The sequence below is a fragment of the Candidatus Spongiisocius sp. genome (assembly GCF_965221825.1).
Lineage (GTDB): Bacteria > Actinomycetota > Acidimicrobiia > Spongiisociales > Spongiisociaceae > Spongiisocius.
Genome location: NZ_OZ244917.1, coordinates 1,819,016 through 1,834,270 on the forward strand (window position 1 = coordinate 1,819,016; position 15,255 = coordinate 1,834,270).

At 66.8% G+C, this 15,255-nt stretch carries 14 protein-coding genes; 5 read left to right on the plus strand and 9 right to left on the minus strand.

The genetic code is table 11. From position 1 onward, the window contains the following. Nucleotides 1-7: 7 nt before the first annotated feature. Nucleotides 8-1,366, minus strand: a complete 1,359-nt coding sequence (gene glnT / locus ACOQPD_RS08580; protein ID WP_420611538.1) for a type III glutamate--ammonia ligase — start codon at nt 1,364-1,366, stop codon at nt 8-10. Nucleotides 1,367-1,520: 154 nt separating this feature from the next. Between glnT and ACOQPD_RS08585 the strand changes: the two genes are divergently transcribed. From ACOQPD_RS08585 to ACOQPD_RS08600, 4 genes are all read left to right on the plus strand, one after another. Continuing rightward, nucleotides 1,521-2,420 carry an amidophosphoribosyltransferase gene (locus ACOQPD_RS08585; protein ID WP_420611539.1) on the plus strand — a complete coding sequence of 300 codons (900 nt, stop codon included), beginning with the start codon at nt 1,521-1,523 and terminating at the stop codon, nt 2,418-2,420. 62 nt (nt 2,421-2,482) lie between these two features. Next, nucleotides 2,483-3,124, plus strand: coding sequence for a hypothetical protein (locus tag ACOQPD_RS08590; protein ID WP_420614375.1), 642 nt, complete (start codon nt 2,483-2,485; stop codon nt 3,122-3,124). Continuing rightward, nucleotides 3,121-4,455, plus strand: a complete 1,335-nt coding sequence (locus ACOQPD_RS08595; protein WP_420611540.1) for an FMN-binding glutamate synthase family protein — start codon at nt 3,121-3,123, stop codon at nt 4,453-4,455. Before ACOQPD_RS08590 ends, ACOQPD_RS08595 begins: the two co-directional genes overlap by 4 nt. 168 nt (nt 4,456-4,623) lie before the next feature. Beyond that, nucleotides 4,624-4,803, plus strand: coding sequence for a hypothetical protein (locus ACOQPD_RS08600; protein WP_420611541.1), 180 nt, complete (start codon nt 4,624-4,626; stop codon nt 4,801-4,803). 1,179 nt (nt 4,804-5,982) lie between these two features. Here the strand turns inward: ACOQPD_RS08600 and ACOQPD_RS08605 are convergent. The 4 genes from ACOQPD_RS08605 to ACOQPD_RS08620 form a co-directional block, all read right to left on the minus strand. Continuing rightward, the gene (locus ACOQPD_RS08605) at nt 5,983-6,582 is read right to left on the minus strand and encodes a sarcosine oxidase subunit gamma (protein ID WP_420611542.1); all 600 of its coding nucleotides are present in this window, start codon (nt 6,580-6,582) and stop codon (nt 5,983-5,985) included. Further along, a complete protein-coding gene (locus tag ACOQPD_RS08610; RefSeq protein WP_420611543.1) occupies nt 6,575-9,418 on the minus strand; it encodes a 2Fe-2S iron-sulfur cluster-binding protein in 2,844 nt (947 codons plus the stop codon). Before ACOQPD_RS08610 ends, ACOQPD_RS08605 begins: the two co-directional genes overlap by 8 nt. Further along, nucleotides 9,415-9,687: a sarcosine oxidase subunit delta gene (locus ACOQPD_RS08615; RefSeq protein WP_420611544.1), complete on the minus strand. Its 273-nt coding sequence runs from the start codon at nt 9,685-9,687 to the stop codon at nt 9,415-9,417. The genes ACOQPD_RS08610 and ACOQPD_RS08615 overlap by 4 nt, the downstream gene beginning before the upstream one ends. Before the next feature lie 267 nt (nt 9,688-9,954). After that, a complete protein-coding gene (locus tag ACOQPD_RS08620) occupies nt 9,955-11,244 on the minus strand; it encodes an FAD-dependent oxidoreductase (RefSeq protein WP_420611545.1) in 1,290 nt (429 codons plus the stop codon). A gap of 237 nt (nt 11,245-11,481) precedes the next feature. Between ACOQPD_RS08620 and ACOQPD_RS08625 the strand changes: the two genes are divergently transcribed. After that, nucleotides 11,482-11,934 (plus strand): DUF3224 domain-containing protein, encoded by a 453-nt coding sequence (locus ACOQPD_RS08625; RefSeq protein ID WP_420611546.1) that lies wholly within the window; start codon nt 11,482-11,484, stop codon nt 11,932-11,934. A gap of 86 nt (nt 11,935-12,020) precedes the next feature. Here ACOQPD_RS08625 and ACOQPD_RS08630 read toward each other — a convergent pair whose 3' ends face one another. From ACOQPD_RS08630 to ACOQPD_RS08645, 4 genes are all read right to left on the minus strand, one after another. After that, nucleotides 12,021-12,788 (minus strand): SDR family NAD(P)-dependent oxidoreductase, encoded by a 768-nt coding sequence (locus ACOQPD_RS08630; RefSeq protein WP_420611547.1) that lies wholly within the window; start codon nt 12,786-12,788, stop codon nt 12,021-12,023. Between the two features lie 23 nt (nt 12,789-12,811). Next, nucleotides 12,812-13,948 carry a mandelate racemase/muconate lactonizing enzyme family protein gene (locus ACOQPD_RS08635; RefSeq protein ID WP_420611548.1) on the minus strand — a complete coding sequence of 379 codons (1,137 nt, stop codon included), beginning with the start codon at nt 13,946-13,948 and terminating at the stop codon, nt 12,812-12,814. Between the two features lie 63 nt (nt 13,949-14,011). Then, on the minus strand, nt 14,012-14,467 hold the full coding sequence (locus tag ACOQPD_RS08640) for a VOC family protein (RefSeq protein WP_420611549.1): 456 nt from the start codon (nt 14,465-14,467) through the stop codon (nt 14,012-14,014). Then, nucleotides 14,461-15,201, minus strand: a complete 741-nt coding sequence (locus ACOQPD_RS08645) for an SDR family NAD(P)-dependent oxidoreductase (protein ID WP_420611550.1) — start codon at nt 15,199-15,201, stop codon at nt 14,461-14,463. The genes ACOQPD_RS08640 and ACOQPD_RS08645 overlap by 7 nt, the downstream gene beginning before the upstream one ends. Between the last annotated feature and the right edge of the window lie 54 nt (nt 15,202-15,255).

The window sequence follows — 15,255 nt, forward strand, 5'->3', positions numbered from 1 at the left end:
TTCCTACTCACATGAGGGTTAGGTACTGGTTTACCTCGGAGCGGGTCACCTGGTGGTGGTGGTCGAGGAATTCCTGCCGCTTGACCGCTGCGAAGTAGTCGCTGTACGGACCGTCGGGAGTCATCCCCAGGCCGGCGCGTAGCACTTCGCTGCCGGCCAGGTTGTCGGCCGCGTGCAGCAGCGTCGGCGGCAGGGTCTTGATGCCCCTAGCCGCCACCTCCTCAGGCGAGAGGGTGAAAAGGTTGTCGGTGTTCGGCACGCCGGGGTCCATCCCGTTGTCGACGCCGTCCAGCCCGCAGGCCAGCATGGCGGCGAACAGCAGGTAGGGGTTGGCGGCGCCATCCGGGAGCCGTATCTCGATGCGATCGGGCTCGGGTACCCGGATCATGTGGGTCCGGTTGTTGCCGCCGTAGGCAGCGTATGCCGGCGCCCAGGTAGCCCCTGAGGTGGGCGCCCCGACCCCCATCCGCTTGTAAGAGTTGACGATCGGACACGCCACCGCCACCAGCGACTGGGCATGGGCCAGGAGACCGGCCGTGAACTGGTAGGCGAGCTCGCTGAGCCCGAGGCCCTTGCTATCGGTGTCGCCGGCGGGGAAGAGGGGCTCGTCGGTGTCCCCGGTCCACAGGCTCATGTGGGCATGGAGTCCGTTGCCCGTCCGGTCGGCGAAGGGCTTGGGCATGAAGGTGGCGAAGCGCCCGTCCCGCTGGGCCAGGGTATGGACCATGAAGCGGAACAGGATCAGCCGGTCGGCGGTGGTCAGGGCATCCGAGTACTTCCAGTTCTGCTCGAACTGGCCGTTGGCGTCCTCGTGGTCGTTGGCGTAGTTCTCCCAACCCATGGTGTTCATGTGCTTCGACACCTCGGTCAGGTGGGGCAGCATCCGGGTGAGCAGGCGGGCGTCGTAACAGGGTCGCGGATCGGTGTCGAGCGGGTCGGCAACCCGGATCGTCCCGTCATCGCCGCGAGCCACCAGCGAGTACTCGGCCTCGAAGCCGGACTTGAGAACCAGGTTGCGTTCCGCAAGCGACTCCAGGGCGGTGCGGAGGATAACCCGGGGGGCGTAGGGCCAGAGTTCTCCTTCGACGGTGGGGTCGCACTGCATGACGGCCACGTTCGGCTGCCACGGCAGCTGCGTGTAGGACGCCGGATCCGGGATCGCCAGGATGTCGGGGCCGGAGGGATCCTGGCCCATGGGACCGGCTGCGAATCCGGCGAACCCGGCGCCGTCGGCCATCAGGCCTTCGAGCGCCTCGACAGGCACCAGCTTGGCGCACGGCTTGCCATGCATCTCCACGAACATGGCGTAGATGAACTCCACGCCATCCGCCTCAATCCTGGACCGGATGTCCTCCACTGAGCCCACGTCAACCTCCTCGGACAGCTCCCGGCAAGCAGTTGCCCGGCGATCGAGTACGGCGACCGATCCCCGGGGACCGCTGCTGGGAACGGGACCTCACTAGTAGTGTGCGAGGCTACGTTAGCCCAGCGGTGCTGGGGCGATCTGACCGGAGGGCACCATGTGCGGCATCGTCGGCCTCTTCCTGAAGACCGACCGGTTCCAATCGCGCCTGGGGGAACTCACCGCTGACATGCTGCACGAGATGCGTGACCGCGGTCCCGATAGCGCCGGATTCGCCATCTACGACCAGGGTCGAGCCGAGACAACCCGCATAACCGTGCTGGCGGAGGGGCGGAGGCCCGACTGGAGCCGTACTGCCGCCGACCTGGAAACCGTTCTGGACGCCGAGGTGTCGGTACGGCCGATCCGGGATCACGCCGTCCTCGAGACCGCGGGCGACGGCGGCCGGGCCCGCCAGTGGTTGATCGACAACTTCCCCGACCTCGATGTCCTCAGCTACGGATCGCAGATCGAGATCTACAAGGCGGTCGGGGATCCCGATCTGGTGGCCATCAACTACGACCTCCGCTCCCGCTCCGGAACCCATGCCCTCGCCCACACCCGGATGGCGACCGAGTCGGCGGTCACGACCAACGGATCCCACCCCTTCGCAACCGGCGCCGACACGTGCCTGGTCCACAACGGATCCCTGTCGAACTACAACTGGCTCCGGACCCGGCTAGAGCGGCAGGGCGAGATCTTCCAGACCGAGAACGACTCCGAGGTCGCAGCCGGTTACCTGGCGTGGCGCCTGCGAAAGGGCGACAGCATTAAGCGGGCCCTCGAGCGGGCCCTGGTGGCGCTCGACGGGTTCTTCACCTTCGCTATCGGGATCGCGGACGGTTTCGCCATCCTGCGGGACCCCATCGCCTGCAAGCCGGCGATAGTCGCCGAGACCGACGACTGGGTAGCCATGTCCTCGGAGTACCGGTCCATCACGCACCTTCCCGATTCCGGCCACGCCACCGTATGGGAGCCGGCGCCGGGCGTCATCTACACGTGGACCCGGGCTGCGTGAGCGCCTCGGATCCGATCACCACTATCGACCTGGCTGAGACATCGCTGCGCGACCTCAACCAGATGCTCCACCGGGCTGAGCAAGGTTCGTTCCGGGTGCTGAACCCCCGCGGCGCCCATGCTGTGGCCTGCGGCATCGACTCCGACATCAGCGTGGAGATCGACGGTTCGGTCGGCTACTACTGCGCGGGCATGCACCAGAAGGGGTCGGTGTACGTCGACGGCAACGCCAGCACCGGGCTGGCCGAGAACATCATGTCGGGAACCGTGCGCGTCGCCGGCAGCGCCACGATGTCGGCGGGCGCCACCGGCCACGGCGGCCTGGTCGTGATCGAAGGGAATGCCGGCGCCCGGTGCGGCATATCGATGAAGGGTGTCGACATCGTGGTGGGCGGCAACGTGGGCCACATGAGCGCGTTCATGGCCCAGGCCGGAAACCTGGTCGTGCTCGGTGACGCGGGCGACGACCTCGGCGACTCCATATACGAGGCCAACCTGTACGTGCGGGGCGAGGTGGCGAGTCTCGGAGCGGACGCCATCCGCAAGGACATGCGGCCCGAACACGTCCGGACCCTCGCCGGGCTACTCGACGTGGCCGGCATGGAGGCCGACCCGCAGGACTTCAGGCGCTACGGAACGGCCCGCAGCCTCTACAACTTCCACATCGACGATGTCGACGCCGAGGTCGCGAGGAGAGCCGGATGAGCGGAACCGGAGACCGCTGGCGCCTGCGGGAGTCCTACACCTTCGACCGGCACGTGATCGCCGAGATCCATAGGGCGGCCAACACCGGCGTCTACCGGATCCGGGGCTGGGGCGCCAAGCGGAAGATGCCGATCCTCGACGACCTGGTCTTCCTGGGAGCGTCCATGTCGCGCTATCCCCTCGAGGGTTACCGGGAGTCGTGCGGGACCGATCTGGTCATCGGAGCGGAGAGAGCGGCCCGGCCCCTGGAGATCGCCATCCCCATCACCATCGCCGGCATGAGCTTCGGCTCGCTGTCCGCCAACGCCAAGGAGGCACTGGGCCGGGGCGCCAGCGCGATGGGAACCTCGACCACCAGCGGGGACGGCGGGATGCTTCCCGAGGAGCGGGAGCATTCCTCGAAGCTGGTGTACCAGTACCTCCCGTCCCGCTACGGGCAGAATCCCGACGACCTGCGCTCGGCCGACGCCATCGAGGTGGTGGTGGGCCAGGGGGCGAAGCCCGGCGGAGGCGGCATCCTCCTGGGCCAGAAGGTCAGCGAGCGCGTGGCGGGGATGCGCACGCTTCCCGCAGGCATCGACCAGCGATCGGCCTGCCGCCATCCCGACTGGACCGGGCCCGACGACCTGCAGATCAAGATCCAGGAGTTGCGGGAGGTCGTCGACTGGCAGGTCCCGATCTTCGTAAAGGTCGGCGCGGCCCGTCCCTTCTACGACACCGCCCTCGCCGTCAAGGCCGGAGCCGACGCGGTGGTGGTCGACGGCCTGCAGGGCGGCACGGCCGCCACCCAGGACGTGTTCATCGAGCACGTGGGTATCCCCACCATCGCCGCCATCCCCGAAGCCACCCGAGCCCTCCAGGACCTCGACGTGCACCGCAAGTCGGTGAAGCTGATCGCATCCGGAGGCATCCGGTCGGGCGCCGACGTGGCCAAGGCCCTGGCGCTCGGCGCTGATGCGGTCTCCATCGGCACCGCGGCGCTGATCGCCCTCGGCGACAACGATCCCGCCTACGACGACGAGTACCGGGAGCTGGGCTCCGCAGCCGGCTTCTGGGACGACCTCCAGGACGGGACCGACCCGGCCGGCATCGCCACCCAGGACCCTCGGCTGACCGCCCGCCTCGACCCCGTGATCGGGGGCCGCCGCCTGGCCAACTACCTCCAGGTGCTGACCATGGAAACCCAGACCATCGCCCGCGCCTGCGGCAAGTCACACGTGTCCAACCTCGAACCTGAGGACCTGGCCGCCCTGACGGTGGAGGCGGCCGCGATGGCCCAGGTCCCGATCGCAGGCACCGACTGGATCCCCTGCCGACGCCGCAAGCCCTGAGCACTGCCACTTCGCACAAGATGCCGCTGGCCCTTTGACTCCCAACTTTGCTGAGCCGGTTGCGCATGCTTGGCGTGTGTTCGAGCGCGCCGGCCAGCTACCGGAGGAGTCCCCAACACCCGGGCTGAGTACACTTGTAATGAGACGGGACTGACCGGAGAAGCGCCGATGGACCTTGTTGCTACGGCTGAGACCGATCAGGAAGCTCTAGGACTCGAGGAAATTGACGCATCTGCGGGCAAGAACCCCGACCTGACCGGCGATTTCTCAGCTGGCCGAACTCGCATCTTCCTATTCAATGAAGAGTTCCTCGCATTTCTTGCGTCGCTCTCATCACGGAGGTACTGATGACCTGGTGGCGTCCGGGGCCGGATTGGTCGGCCAAGAATCCGTCGGGTGACCTGAATACGCACAACCTGTACGTGAAGATGGCTGAGTTCGGCACATCACGCCCCCTCCCCGACCGTTGTCCTTGCGGGGGGGAGAAATGCCGAGCCATGGCACGCCACATCCGCCGCCACGAGGCGGCTAATCAAGCAGCAGCGGCTAAGGCTAGAGCAACAATGCCACCGCCACCACCACCTGATCCGGAGTTGAACCGCGCCGCCGCCCGAGTACTAGACGAGGTGGCCGACTACTCGGATGAAGTTGGTAACCACCAGTTGGCGCGGAAGTTCCGAGACTACGCAGTTACCCTCAGAGGCAAGCCGGTTGACGACTGAGGTACCATTACCTCCCGTCTCGCTACGCGCAGAACCCCACGACGTTCGTCGTGCCGACGCGAAGAGGTAGTGGTCTGCGAGGGGGCGAAACGAGACGGGAGCGGCGTGCTCCTAGTCAGAAAGTGAGCAAGCGAGAGCGGCACGGATTCGTACACTGCCCGACGGTATCGGCCAGCGAACGGGAAGACCCCGACCGGCCGTCTACCCAGTATCCACGGCGGACCTGGCACCACGATCCGGTCATCGGGGGCGGCCGCCCAGCGAAATGCCTACAGGTCCTGACCCTGGAAGCCCAGACCATCGCCCGGACTTGCGGCAAGTCGCGTGGCCGAGACCTCGTGCCCGAGGGGAGGACCTCGCCTCACGTTCAAAGACCCCCAGGGGAGAAGTTCCGGGCTGTCGCCCGACCTCACTTGTCCTAACCGTAAGCCAAGGAGAACAACTATGGCAACAAGCATCGAGAACATGAGAGATCGGTTGGACCAATGCGACCAGGCGGGGGCTGAGGGCCTCAAACCAGCTGACGCCATAAGGTTCCACGGTCTAGTAGGGGCTGCTCGGGCAGTCCTGGCGATCGTAGATGAAGGCGTGTGGGACAAGGACACACAGGCCATGCTTGAACAGCACTTTCGAGCTTATGCGGGCACTCTGTTCGGTATTGTAACCACTTCTCCTGGCTCCCCACTCTATAAAGCCCATAAAGACAGATGGGCGACTTAGGACAGCGACGGACAGCCTGTGGATCATGCTCAACCCTAAGGCCAAGTTTGTGCGAAGCGCCTACCGTCCAAGTTAGAGCGGCACGTCAAACGAGCGGGTGCGCCAGTGGTGCGATGCCGAATTCCTGGCCGGCGTCGAGGATGACTTCGAACAGGTACTGGCCGTAGGACCGGTCGCAGGAGATCAGGTAGGAACGGGCGCCTTCGAGGTCGTTACGGACGATGTCGCAGGTAACCCGGGCTACCGAGGCCGACACGGCGGCACCGTCGGGCGTCATGTGATCGTTCCAGTCGAGGCTGCATAGCTTCTCAAGAACCGAGGCCGCGTCCACTCCGGTCATCCGGAACAGGGCGCGGCTGTGGGTGCCGTCGATCACGCTGACGTGGCCGGTCCGGTCCAGGCTGTCGGTTAGGCCCCCGACGGCGGTTGCCTGACCCAGGAGGGTCCACTCATCCGGTCGCTGGCCGACGATCAGTACATCGTCCTCCGTCCGGCTGGTTGCGAAGGGGGTGGAAAGCTGGTGGCGGGCATCCGTTTCTGGTCCGGCCCGCACGATGAGCTTGGTGGTCGAGGAGACGTCATGGAGGGTCAGCGGAGCGTCCGGCCCGGCGGGCTCCATCGGGATCCCGGCGTAGGACACGAAGTCCGTGCTCACAGGACTCTCGAAGGCGGGCAGCTCAGCCACGGACCCGTTCTCCCTCCGGGTCGAAGTGGGCGTGGTGCTCCGCCACCCGAGCCGTGATACGGCGGCCGCCGACCAGGACCACGGTCAGTTCCGTACCGGGGCCCGAGACCTCGGGCAGCACCTGGCCGAGGCAGATGGAGCGTTCCAGCGTCGGGGACATGCGCGAGGAGGTGATCCGACCGATGATCTCGTTGGTTCCCGGCCGCACGATCTGGGCGGCCTCCTCGGGCACGATCGAGGGGTCGGTCGGCTGGATGGCCACCAGTACGGACGCCGAGGTTTCTTCCAGAGCCCAGGCCAGCTCGGGCTTGCCCGCGAAGTCGTGCTTGTCGAGTTTGATGAGGTGCCGCAGCCCCACGGCCGGCGCCTTGGTGAGCCCGTCCGTGTCCTGGCCCACGATGAAGTGGCCCTTCTCCAGCCGCATGATGCGCTGGGCCTCCACTCCGAACGGCCTGATCCCGAGATCTTCGCCCCCTTCCAGCAGCGCCTCCCACACCGCCAGGCCATGGCCGGCGGGTACGTGGAGCTCGAAGGAGAGCTCCCCCGTGAAGCCGATGCGCCACATGAAGCAGTCCCGGATGCCGGCCACCGTCGCGGTGCGCACCTGCATGTACCGGAAGGCCTCGGGCTTGAGGTCCACATCCTCCACCAGGCGACGGATGAGCCTGCGGGACTCCGGACCGGCCACGTTGATGCTCGTGTAGCCCGATGTGACCGGGGTGACGTGTACCTGCCAGTCCGGATGCTCGGTCTGGAGCCAGTTCTCGGCCCACTCCCACACCGTGGCGGCGCCGGAGCTGGTGGTAGTCATCATGTAGTGCTGATCGCCCAGCCGCCCCGTGACCCCGTCGTCGAGGATCACGCCGTCCTCCGTGCACATGATGCCGTACCGCACCGAGCCGACCGCCAGCTTCATCCATTTGTTGGTGTAGAGATGGCCGAGCAGCTTCGGCACGTCGGGTCCCCGCAGGTCGAGCTTGCCGAGCGGGGTCACATCCATGATGCCGACGTTCTGCCGGGTGTTGAGCACCTCGCCGGCCGGGTCTCCGTAGTGGTCGGGCCGGATCCACTGACCGGCCAGCATGAAGGTGGCGCCGCTGTCCTCGTGCCAGGGATGGATCGACGACACCCTCACCGGTTCGAACAAGCGCCCGCCCAGGGCCCCCATGGTGATCGGCGCGTAGGGCGGTCGCCACACGGTGGTCCCAACCTCGGCGATCGTCTGTCCCCGAGCCTCGGCCAGCACCGCCACCGTGTTGACGGTTTCCAGCTTGCCCTGGCTCGGGCCCATCGTGGCGGTCGTGTAGCGCTTGAGCAGCTCCACGGAGTCGTACCCCTCGGCCGCCGCTCCCACCATGTCCTTGGAGCTGACATCCTCGGAAAAGTCGACCACTCCGTGCGTGTTCGATCGGTAAAGGGCCGGATGGGGATCCCGCGGGAGCGCGGGCCGGATGTCCACCGGCCATTCGGGTTCGTCGCCGTCTACGGGCAGCGCCCGAGCCGTAGCCGCCTGAAGCCGATGGCCCACCACCCGCGCCCTGGCTGCGGCCAGCCGGCCGGTGGCCCTGCCGTGCCCGATGAGTTCATCCATGCTGCCATCGCCCGCCAGACCACCCGTTGCCAGAACGTTGCCGATCGGGGCCGACGGGAAGAAGCGGGCCGCTGCATCGTCGTAGACCGGTCGGTCCCCGGACATGTTCAGAAGCGAGGTAGGAGCGGTCCAACCGATGGCCGTGACCAGCAGATCGCAGTCCAGCTTCCGACCGTCGGCCAACTCCACACCCTTGATGGCTTTAGCGCCTCCCCTGGCTCGCGCGATGCCCTCGCCCTGGCGAGCGTCGACCACCGTCACGTCCGCGCCGGCCCGCTCCAAGTCGGCGGCTGCCGCGTCGCCATCGGGATTGGCCGTGAACACCACCGCGGTGCTGCCGGGTCTCACCGCGTACATGTTCACGAAGCGGCGCACCGCGCCCGACAGCATCACCCCCGGCTTGTCGTTGCCGTCGAACACGTAGGGCCGCTCGATCAGCCCGGGCGCGGCGACCAGGACCTTGGCGCGGGCCTTTACCAGGCGCTCGACCGCGACCGGGTGGTTGCGCTGGACGATGGCGGTCCAGTTGTCCTCGTAACGGCCGGTGACGGTCGAGTCGACCAAGACCTCCACCCCGGCGGCTTCGACCATGGCGGCGAGTTCGACGGCCAGCGCCCGGTCGTCATCGTTACCCCAGAGGAGGTGGCCCCCCAAGCGGTGGCCATGCTCCACGAGGAGCACCCTCGCTCCGGCCCCGGCAGCCGCGACCGCGGCGGCCATCCCGGCCGGGCCTCCACCGGCCACCACCACATCCGGATGGGTGTACCGCTTGTCGTGGTACCCGAGGGGGGTGTCGAGATCGATCCTCCCGCCGGGGGAGAAGGTAGCCAGGACCTTCTCGTAGGTGGGCCAGAGCCACTGGGGTCGCATGAATGTCTTGTAGTAGAAACCGGCGGTCAGGAACCGCGAGGCCAGCCCGGTGATCGCTCGCAGGTCCCGTTCCAGCGATGGCCACACGTTCTGTGCCTCCACGGCCATGCCCGGCTCGATCAGGCGGTGGGCCGAGCGGACATTGGGATCGTCGCCCACCTGCACCAGGCCGTTGGGATCCCAGTAGTCGTTGCTCACGTATCCCCGCGGCCGCCGGTACTTCATCGACCGTGAAATGACCCGGACACCAGCGGCCGTCAGTGCGGAAGCGACGGTGTCGCCCCCGAAACCCGAGACCGCCCGCCCGTTCCACGTGAAGTCGACGGGGCGGGACCGGTCGATCACCTCGCCCGGCTGCGGACCGAGACGCGTCATGGCCTCTTCCCGAGCTTGGCAACGGGTAGCGGCGGGTTAGTGAACTCATTGGTGACGGTGTCCCGTTCGAGCGTGAAGTATCGGCGGCAGCCTGAACGGCAGTACCAGGTCTCGCGCAGCACTCCTGCCGGGTTGGCTCGCTCGTACAGGTAGGCGCGCCACTCCTTGGCCGAGACCGAGTTGGGATCGGGTCTGGGCCGGGACTCCCCCACGTATCGCAGGTCGGCAGAGTTCCGCGGACCGCAGTTGGGGCAGGGGACGATCAGCACGGAAAACGCCAGGACAGGTGCGGGGTCAGATGAAGAGCGCGAGAATCGCCCCAGCCTCCGGGCACACCTCCCCCATCGGGCCCTCCCCCAGCCGCCACCACCTTGGTGTCGGACGCGTCCAGCCTAGGCCCCCCGAGCGGAGCGGTCACGACGATATGTTCCCTCGCGCGGCCCGGTCGACGTCGGGAGCCGGACCGCTGGTGCTTACGGTTATCCAACACCGTAAAACGAGGGTGTGACACGAACTCGTCGACCATGACATGACCCCTAGTGCCCGACCGCCGCGGCGCCCTTTTCGCCGACCAGCGCGTCGCTCCCGAAACGGGACAGGGAGAAGGGTGCGATCAGATCGGGGGTGCTCTGCGTGGCGATCGCCTCAGCCATCTGCTCGCCGGACACGGGTCCGGCCTTGAATCCGTAGGTGCCCCATCCGACATCGCACAGGAAGCCTTCGACCGGCGTGAAGCCCATCACCGGCGAGTAGTCCGGGGTCATGTCGCACAGGCCGGCCCACTGTCTCAGCAGGCGCATGCGGGAGATGCCGGGCATGAGCTCGAGCAGGTGTCCCGCCGTCCCCTCGGTGAAATCGAGGGAACCCCGGATGTTGTAGGTGTTGTAGGGATCCACCGAGGCACCGAACACCAGCTCGCCCCGGGCCGTCTGGCTGACGTAGACATGCAGAGTCCCGGATACCACGACCACGGGCAGGAACACCTTGACCGGCTCCGTGACCGCGGCTTGCAGCGGCCGGGTGCTGATGGGCAGCCTTACGCCGGCCATGTCGGAAATCAGGGTGGCCCATCCCGCCGTGCAGTTCACCACCACGGGCGCGGAGATATCCCCGCGGCTGGTGCGGACCCCGGTGACCCGACCCCCGGGACCCTTGCCACCTGGGCCGTCGCCGCCGGTGACCATGATGTCGACGACCTCGGTCTTCTGGTGCATCTCCACGCCGAGGGCATCGGCGCCCCGCGCGTATCCCCACACCACGGCGTCATGGCGGATGATGCCGCCGGGCGGGTGGTAGAGGGCGCCCAGGATCGGGAAGCGGGGGTGGCTCGACGTGTCGAGGACCGGCGCCAGCTGCTTGATCTCGGCGGGCCCGATGACGCTCGAGTCGACTCCTTGCAGCTTGTTGACCTCGGCCCTCCAGTGCATGGTCCGCAGCGAGGCATCGCTGTGCGCCAGGGTTATGTGGCCGCGCCGGGAGAACATCACGTTCATATTCAGGTCGACGGCCATCGTCCGGTACAGATCCAGGGAGCGGTCGTAAAAGACCACCCCCTCGGGCGTCAGGTAGTTGGACCGGAGGATCGCCGTGTTGCGGCCCGAACCCCCGCTTCCCAGATACGACTTCTCGAGTACGGCCACGTTGGTGATGCCGTGGTTGGCGGCCAGGTAGTAGGCGGTGGCCAGTCCGTGAACGCCCCCGCCGATGACCACCACGTCGTAGCTGTCCCGCAGCGGTACCACCCGCCACACCCGCGGCCACACGCTCTTGCGGGCACCCCGGCTGACCAGCCGGGCCGCGGAATACCGAGCCGGGCGTCGCTTCATCGGTCGCGCATAGTAACGGTGTTCCCGCACCAATTGAGGTAGTTGCCACGGCGTGAAACAGCCGACCCGCCCCCGGCCTCCGGTCCAGGCTGGGATGATCCGGCTCAGGGCGGTCAACCGCCGCCCCTATGTCATTCAATGACGAGGTTCGGGAGCAGCGGCTCCTCGCAGTCAACGACTCGATGGGCCCGGGGTTAGGGTTGGCTGCCGGAGGCGGGCCGGCAAGCAGGACGGTCCTTGAGCAGCGCTCGCCTGCCCTCGCCGAGTACCTACCGGTACGACACGGAGGAGGTTGTCATGCCCACCGCCCGCGGACCTATGGACGTGAACATCGAGGCCGAGCCCCCGTTCCTGGAGCAGGACGGGCTGAAGCTGAACCGGAACCTGGTGCGCAAGAAGTACTCCGGCGACCTGGTCGGCGCCGCGGAAGCGCAGATGATCGGAGCCGTCACCGCTACTCCCGGGTCGGCGGGATATGTGGCCATCGAGCATTTCACAGGCTCGGTGGGCGGGAGGACCGGTTCGTTCGTGCTCCAGCACAGCGGGGTGATGAACCGGGGCGACGCCCGACTCACGGTGACGATCGTGCCCGACTCCGGCGCCGGAGAGTTGGCCGGCATCTCGGGAACGCTGGAGATCCACAACGAAGAGGGGCAGCACTCCTACGTCCTCCACTACGAGTTGGCATAACGTGGGTGGCACCCGGTCACTGCCTATCCGGACCGGATGCACCCCTAGTACTCGAGGTTTCGGCGGTGGCTCCAGCCACGTGCCGGTCAGTACATCAGGAAGCCGCCGCTCACGTTGAGGGTGGCGCCGCTCACGTAGGAGGCGTGATCGCTGGCCAGGAACACCACCACTCCTCCGAGTTCCGAGGGTTCGGCGACCCGCTTGAGCGGAGTTGCCTCCTTGAGGGCCTCGAAGACCTCGGGGGACAGGTCGTCCATGAGCATGGGAGTGTCGACCAGGCCGGGAGCGATGGCGTTGACCCGGATCTGGTGGGGACCGTAGGTGCGGGCCAGGCCCCTGGTCATCGAAACGATCCCCCCCTTGGAGGCGCAGTAGACGACCGAGCCGCCGAAGCCGCCGGTCCACCAGCCCTGGGAGGAGAAGAGGGTAATGCTCCCACCACCGCCCGCTTCGATCATCGCGTCGGCCGCTGCCCGGCAGAGGAAGAAGCTTGCCTTGAGGTTGGTGTCAAGCTGGAAGTCCCAGTCGGCTTCGGTCACGTCGTTCACGGAGTCCTGGCGAGCCAGTACCGCCGCCAGGTGCGCCAGCGCCTTAAGCCCGCCGAGCTCGTCGTAGGCCCGGGCAATCAGGGCGGCGTGGGCATCCAGATCCCGCAGGTCAGCGCCCACGGCCACGTGACCCCGGCCTTCCATCCCGTTTACCACTTCGTCCGCCGCGGCCTGGTGGAGATCGACGGCCATAACCCTGGCGCCTGCCGTGGCGAAGGCCTCGGCAGTGGCCCGTCCGATCCCTCCGGCAGCGCCGGTGACTATCACGCCCTGTCCTTCGAGTCCGGAAGCGATGCTCCACGCCATGCTCTCTCCTTCGTACTCGCCGCTCAGCCCAGCACCCGTTCGGTGCGGTAGCGGTCCACCACCCGCTCGTCCACTTCGATGCCGAGACCCGGTCCCGACGGCGGGTACACCCAGCCCGCCTCGTGGTCGAACGGTTCGGCCACCAATTCGTGCTGCATCGGGTTCTCGAGCGGTTTGAACTCGAACAGCTTGCAGGCGCTGCTGCTGAAGCTCACCGCCAGGCTGGCCGCGGTGACGATCGCCGACGACCAGGCATGGGCGTTGGCCTGGCGCCGGCACTGCTCCACCCGCTCGGCCATCTTCTTGAATCCGGTGATCCCTTCCGCGCGGCCCGGGTCGCACCCGACCACGTCGACCGTTCCTGTCGCCAGCACGCGCTCGAATCCCCGGATCGTCCACTCCTTCTCCCCGTACGCGATCAGGGTCTTGGTCTTGGAACGGAGGTTGGCGTAGCCCTCGGGATCCCAGTCGCCGAGTGGTTCCTCGATCCAATCGACGTCGTACTCGTCGAAGGCCTGCGTCCGTTTGATGGCGGTCATGACATCCCATTTGATCACCCATCCCAGGTCGATCATCAGGCTCCTGTCCGGTCCGATGGCCTCTCTCATCTGCCGCACGTACTCGACGTCCCGGTCGTGCTCGAAGCCGAGGCGGGCCTTGCCCCGCTTACCGAAACCCACCTTCATTCCCTGGAGTCCGGTCGACAGCCAGTCCACGGCCTCCTCGGCCATCTCGGGGATCGACTCGTAGTGGGCGTGGGAGGAGGCGATGGCCGGCAGGCGCTCGTGCACCGGGCCGCCCAGCAGGTCGAGCACGCTAGCGCCGAGGGCCTTGCCTTTCAGGTCCCACAGGGCGATGTCGAGGGCCGCGATGGCGAAGCTGGCGATGCCGCCCTCGTACCCGTACCACCAGGCCCGGTCCTTCAGGGCGCGGAAGATCACGTCGTTGTGGACAGGGTTCTTGCCGATCACCAGATCCGCCATGCCTTCGATGATCGAGGCGGTGGCGAAGCTCGACTCGGGCCACATGGTGACCGACTCGCCCCATCCCACCGTCCCGTCCTCGGCGATCAGCTTCACCAGGCAGAGATGGCGGATGGCGTTGAAATCATTCGGTTCGGGGTAGCTGACCGGGATGGCTTCGACTCTTGCAACCTTCATGGAGCTCCTGACGAATCGCCTACTTGTGATCCCGAGCGATCCTACCGAACTACTTCTCGGTGGTCAGCCGACCGGCTTGAACAGCTCCAGCGTGACGCCGTCAGGATCGCGCAGGTAGCAGGCCTTCACACCGATGTTGGGTCCTGCGGTGATCTCCACCGGGCCCGGGCTGATGGGGGTGGCGCCGGATCGCACCGCCCGGTCCCACATATCGTCGATGTCATCCACCTGTATGCAGATGTGGACGTTGCCAGGGTTGGCGGTCTCGGGAGGGTTGGGACTCCTGTCGTCGACGAGGTAGTTGAGTATCTCGAGCACGGCGCCGCCGGGGAGGTCGATTACGGCGGCGTCGATGTTGACACCGGGATAGCCGGTCACCCGGCCGAGGTAAGGGGCGTCGAGGATCTGGCGCCAGCGCTCCTCGATGCCCAGGAAGGAGCGCCAGAACTCCAATGACCGGCCCACATCCCGAACGGTGATTCCGATGTGGTGGATCCGCCGCAGGTCCTCGATCACCATGTGACGTAGCCTCCTCCGTAGTTGACAGCCTGGCCGGTCATGTATCCGGGCTTCTCGCCCAGGAGGAACCATATAAGGCCGGCCAGCTCCGCCGCTGAGGCCGTCCTACCGAGGGGGACAGATGCGTTACGAGCAACGGTCAGTTCCTCGACCGTCATGCCCCGCAGAGGAGCGACCATCTCGAGAACCTTGTCCTGCATCGGGGTGTCGATGATGGCCGGGCAGACGGCGTTGACCCGAACGGGGATCTTGGCCAGCCCGTAGGCGAAGGAGCGGGTGATCGAGAGGATCGTGGTCTTCGAGGCCGCGTAGACCGCGGCCTCGACCGTGTTGGACAGCTTGGCGGAGCTGGAGGATAGGTTGACGATGGCACTGCCCGGCGGCATGGTCGGCCCGATGCCCTGACACAGGAAGAAGATGGCCTCCGCGTTGATGGTGAAGATGTCGCGCCAGTCATCGACGGTGAAATCGGGCAAGGGCTTGAGGCGGATGATCCCCGCCGCGTTGACCAGGTAGTCGATCCCCTGTCCCGCCTCGATGACCCTCGCCCGCTCATCGAGGTCGGCCAGGTCGGCCACCAGCGGTTCGGCGCCGCCGGCCACGATCGGATCTAGGCCCGACTCGTTGATGTCGACGGCGATGACCGAGCACCCTTCTTCCAGCAGGCGCCGGGCGGCAGCCTCCCCGATCCCGCTCGCCGCGCCCGTCACCATCGCGCTCGGTCGTGATGCCATCTTGATCCTCCCGTCCGTCTCCGATACGTTACGCCTGCGACGATTCCAGATTCA

Coding starts and splice junctions, on each gene's coding strand:
- ACOQPD_RS08630 (WP_420611547.1), bottom strand. CDS start 12,788: ATGGCGTGGAGCATCGCTTCCGGACTCGAAGGACAGGGCGTGATAGTC.
- ACOQPD_RS08610 (WP_420611543.1), bottom strand. CDS start 9,418: ATGACGCGTCTCGGTCCGCAGCCGGGCGAGGTGATCGACCGGTCCCGC.
- ACOQPD_RS08635 (WP_420611548.1), bottom strand. CDS start 13,948: ATGAAGGTTGCAAGAGTCGAAGCCATCCCGGTCAGCTACCCCGAACCG.
- ACOQPD_RS08590 (WP_420614375.1), top strand. CDS start 2,483: ATGCTCCACCGGGCTGAGCAAGGTTCGTTCCGGGTGCTGAACCCCCGC.
- ACOQPD_RS08620 (WP_420611545.1), bottom strand. CDS start 11,244: ATGAAGCGACGCCCGGCTCGGTATTCCGCGGCCCGGCTGGTCAGCCGG.
- ACOQPD_RS08645 (WP_420611550.1), bottom strand. CDS start 15,201: ATGGCATCACGACCGAGCGCGATGGTGACGGGCGCGGCGAGCGGGATC.
- ACOQPD_RS08585 (WP_420611539.1), top strand. CDS start 1,521: ATGTGCGGCATCGTCGGCCTCTTCCTGAAGACCGACCGGTTCCAATCG.
- ACOQPD_RS08595 (WP_420611540.1), top strand. CDS start 3,121: ATGAGCGGAACCGGAGACCGCTGGCGCCTGCGGGAGTCCTACACCTTC.
- ACOQPD_RS08600 (WP_420611541.1), top strand. CDS start 4,624: ATGGACCTTGTTGCTACGGCTGAGACCGATCAGGAAGCTCTAGGACTC.
- ACOQPD_RS08640 (WP_420611549.1), bottom strand. CDS start 14,467: ATGGTGATCGAGGACCTGCGGCGGATCCACCACATCGGAATCACCGTT.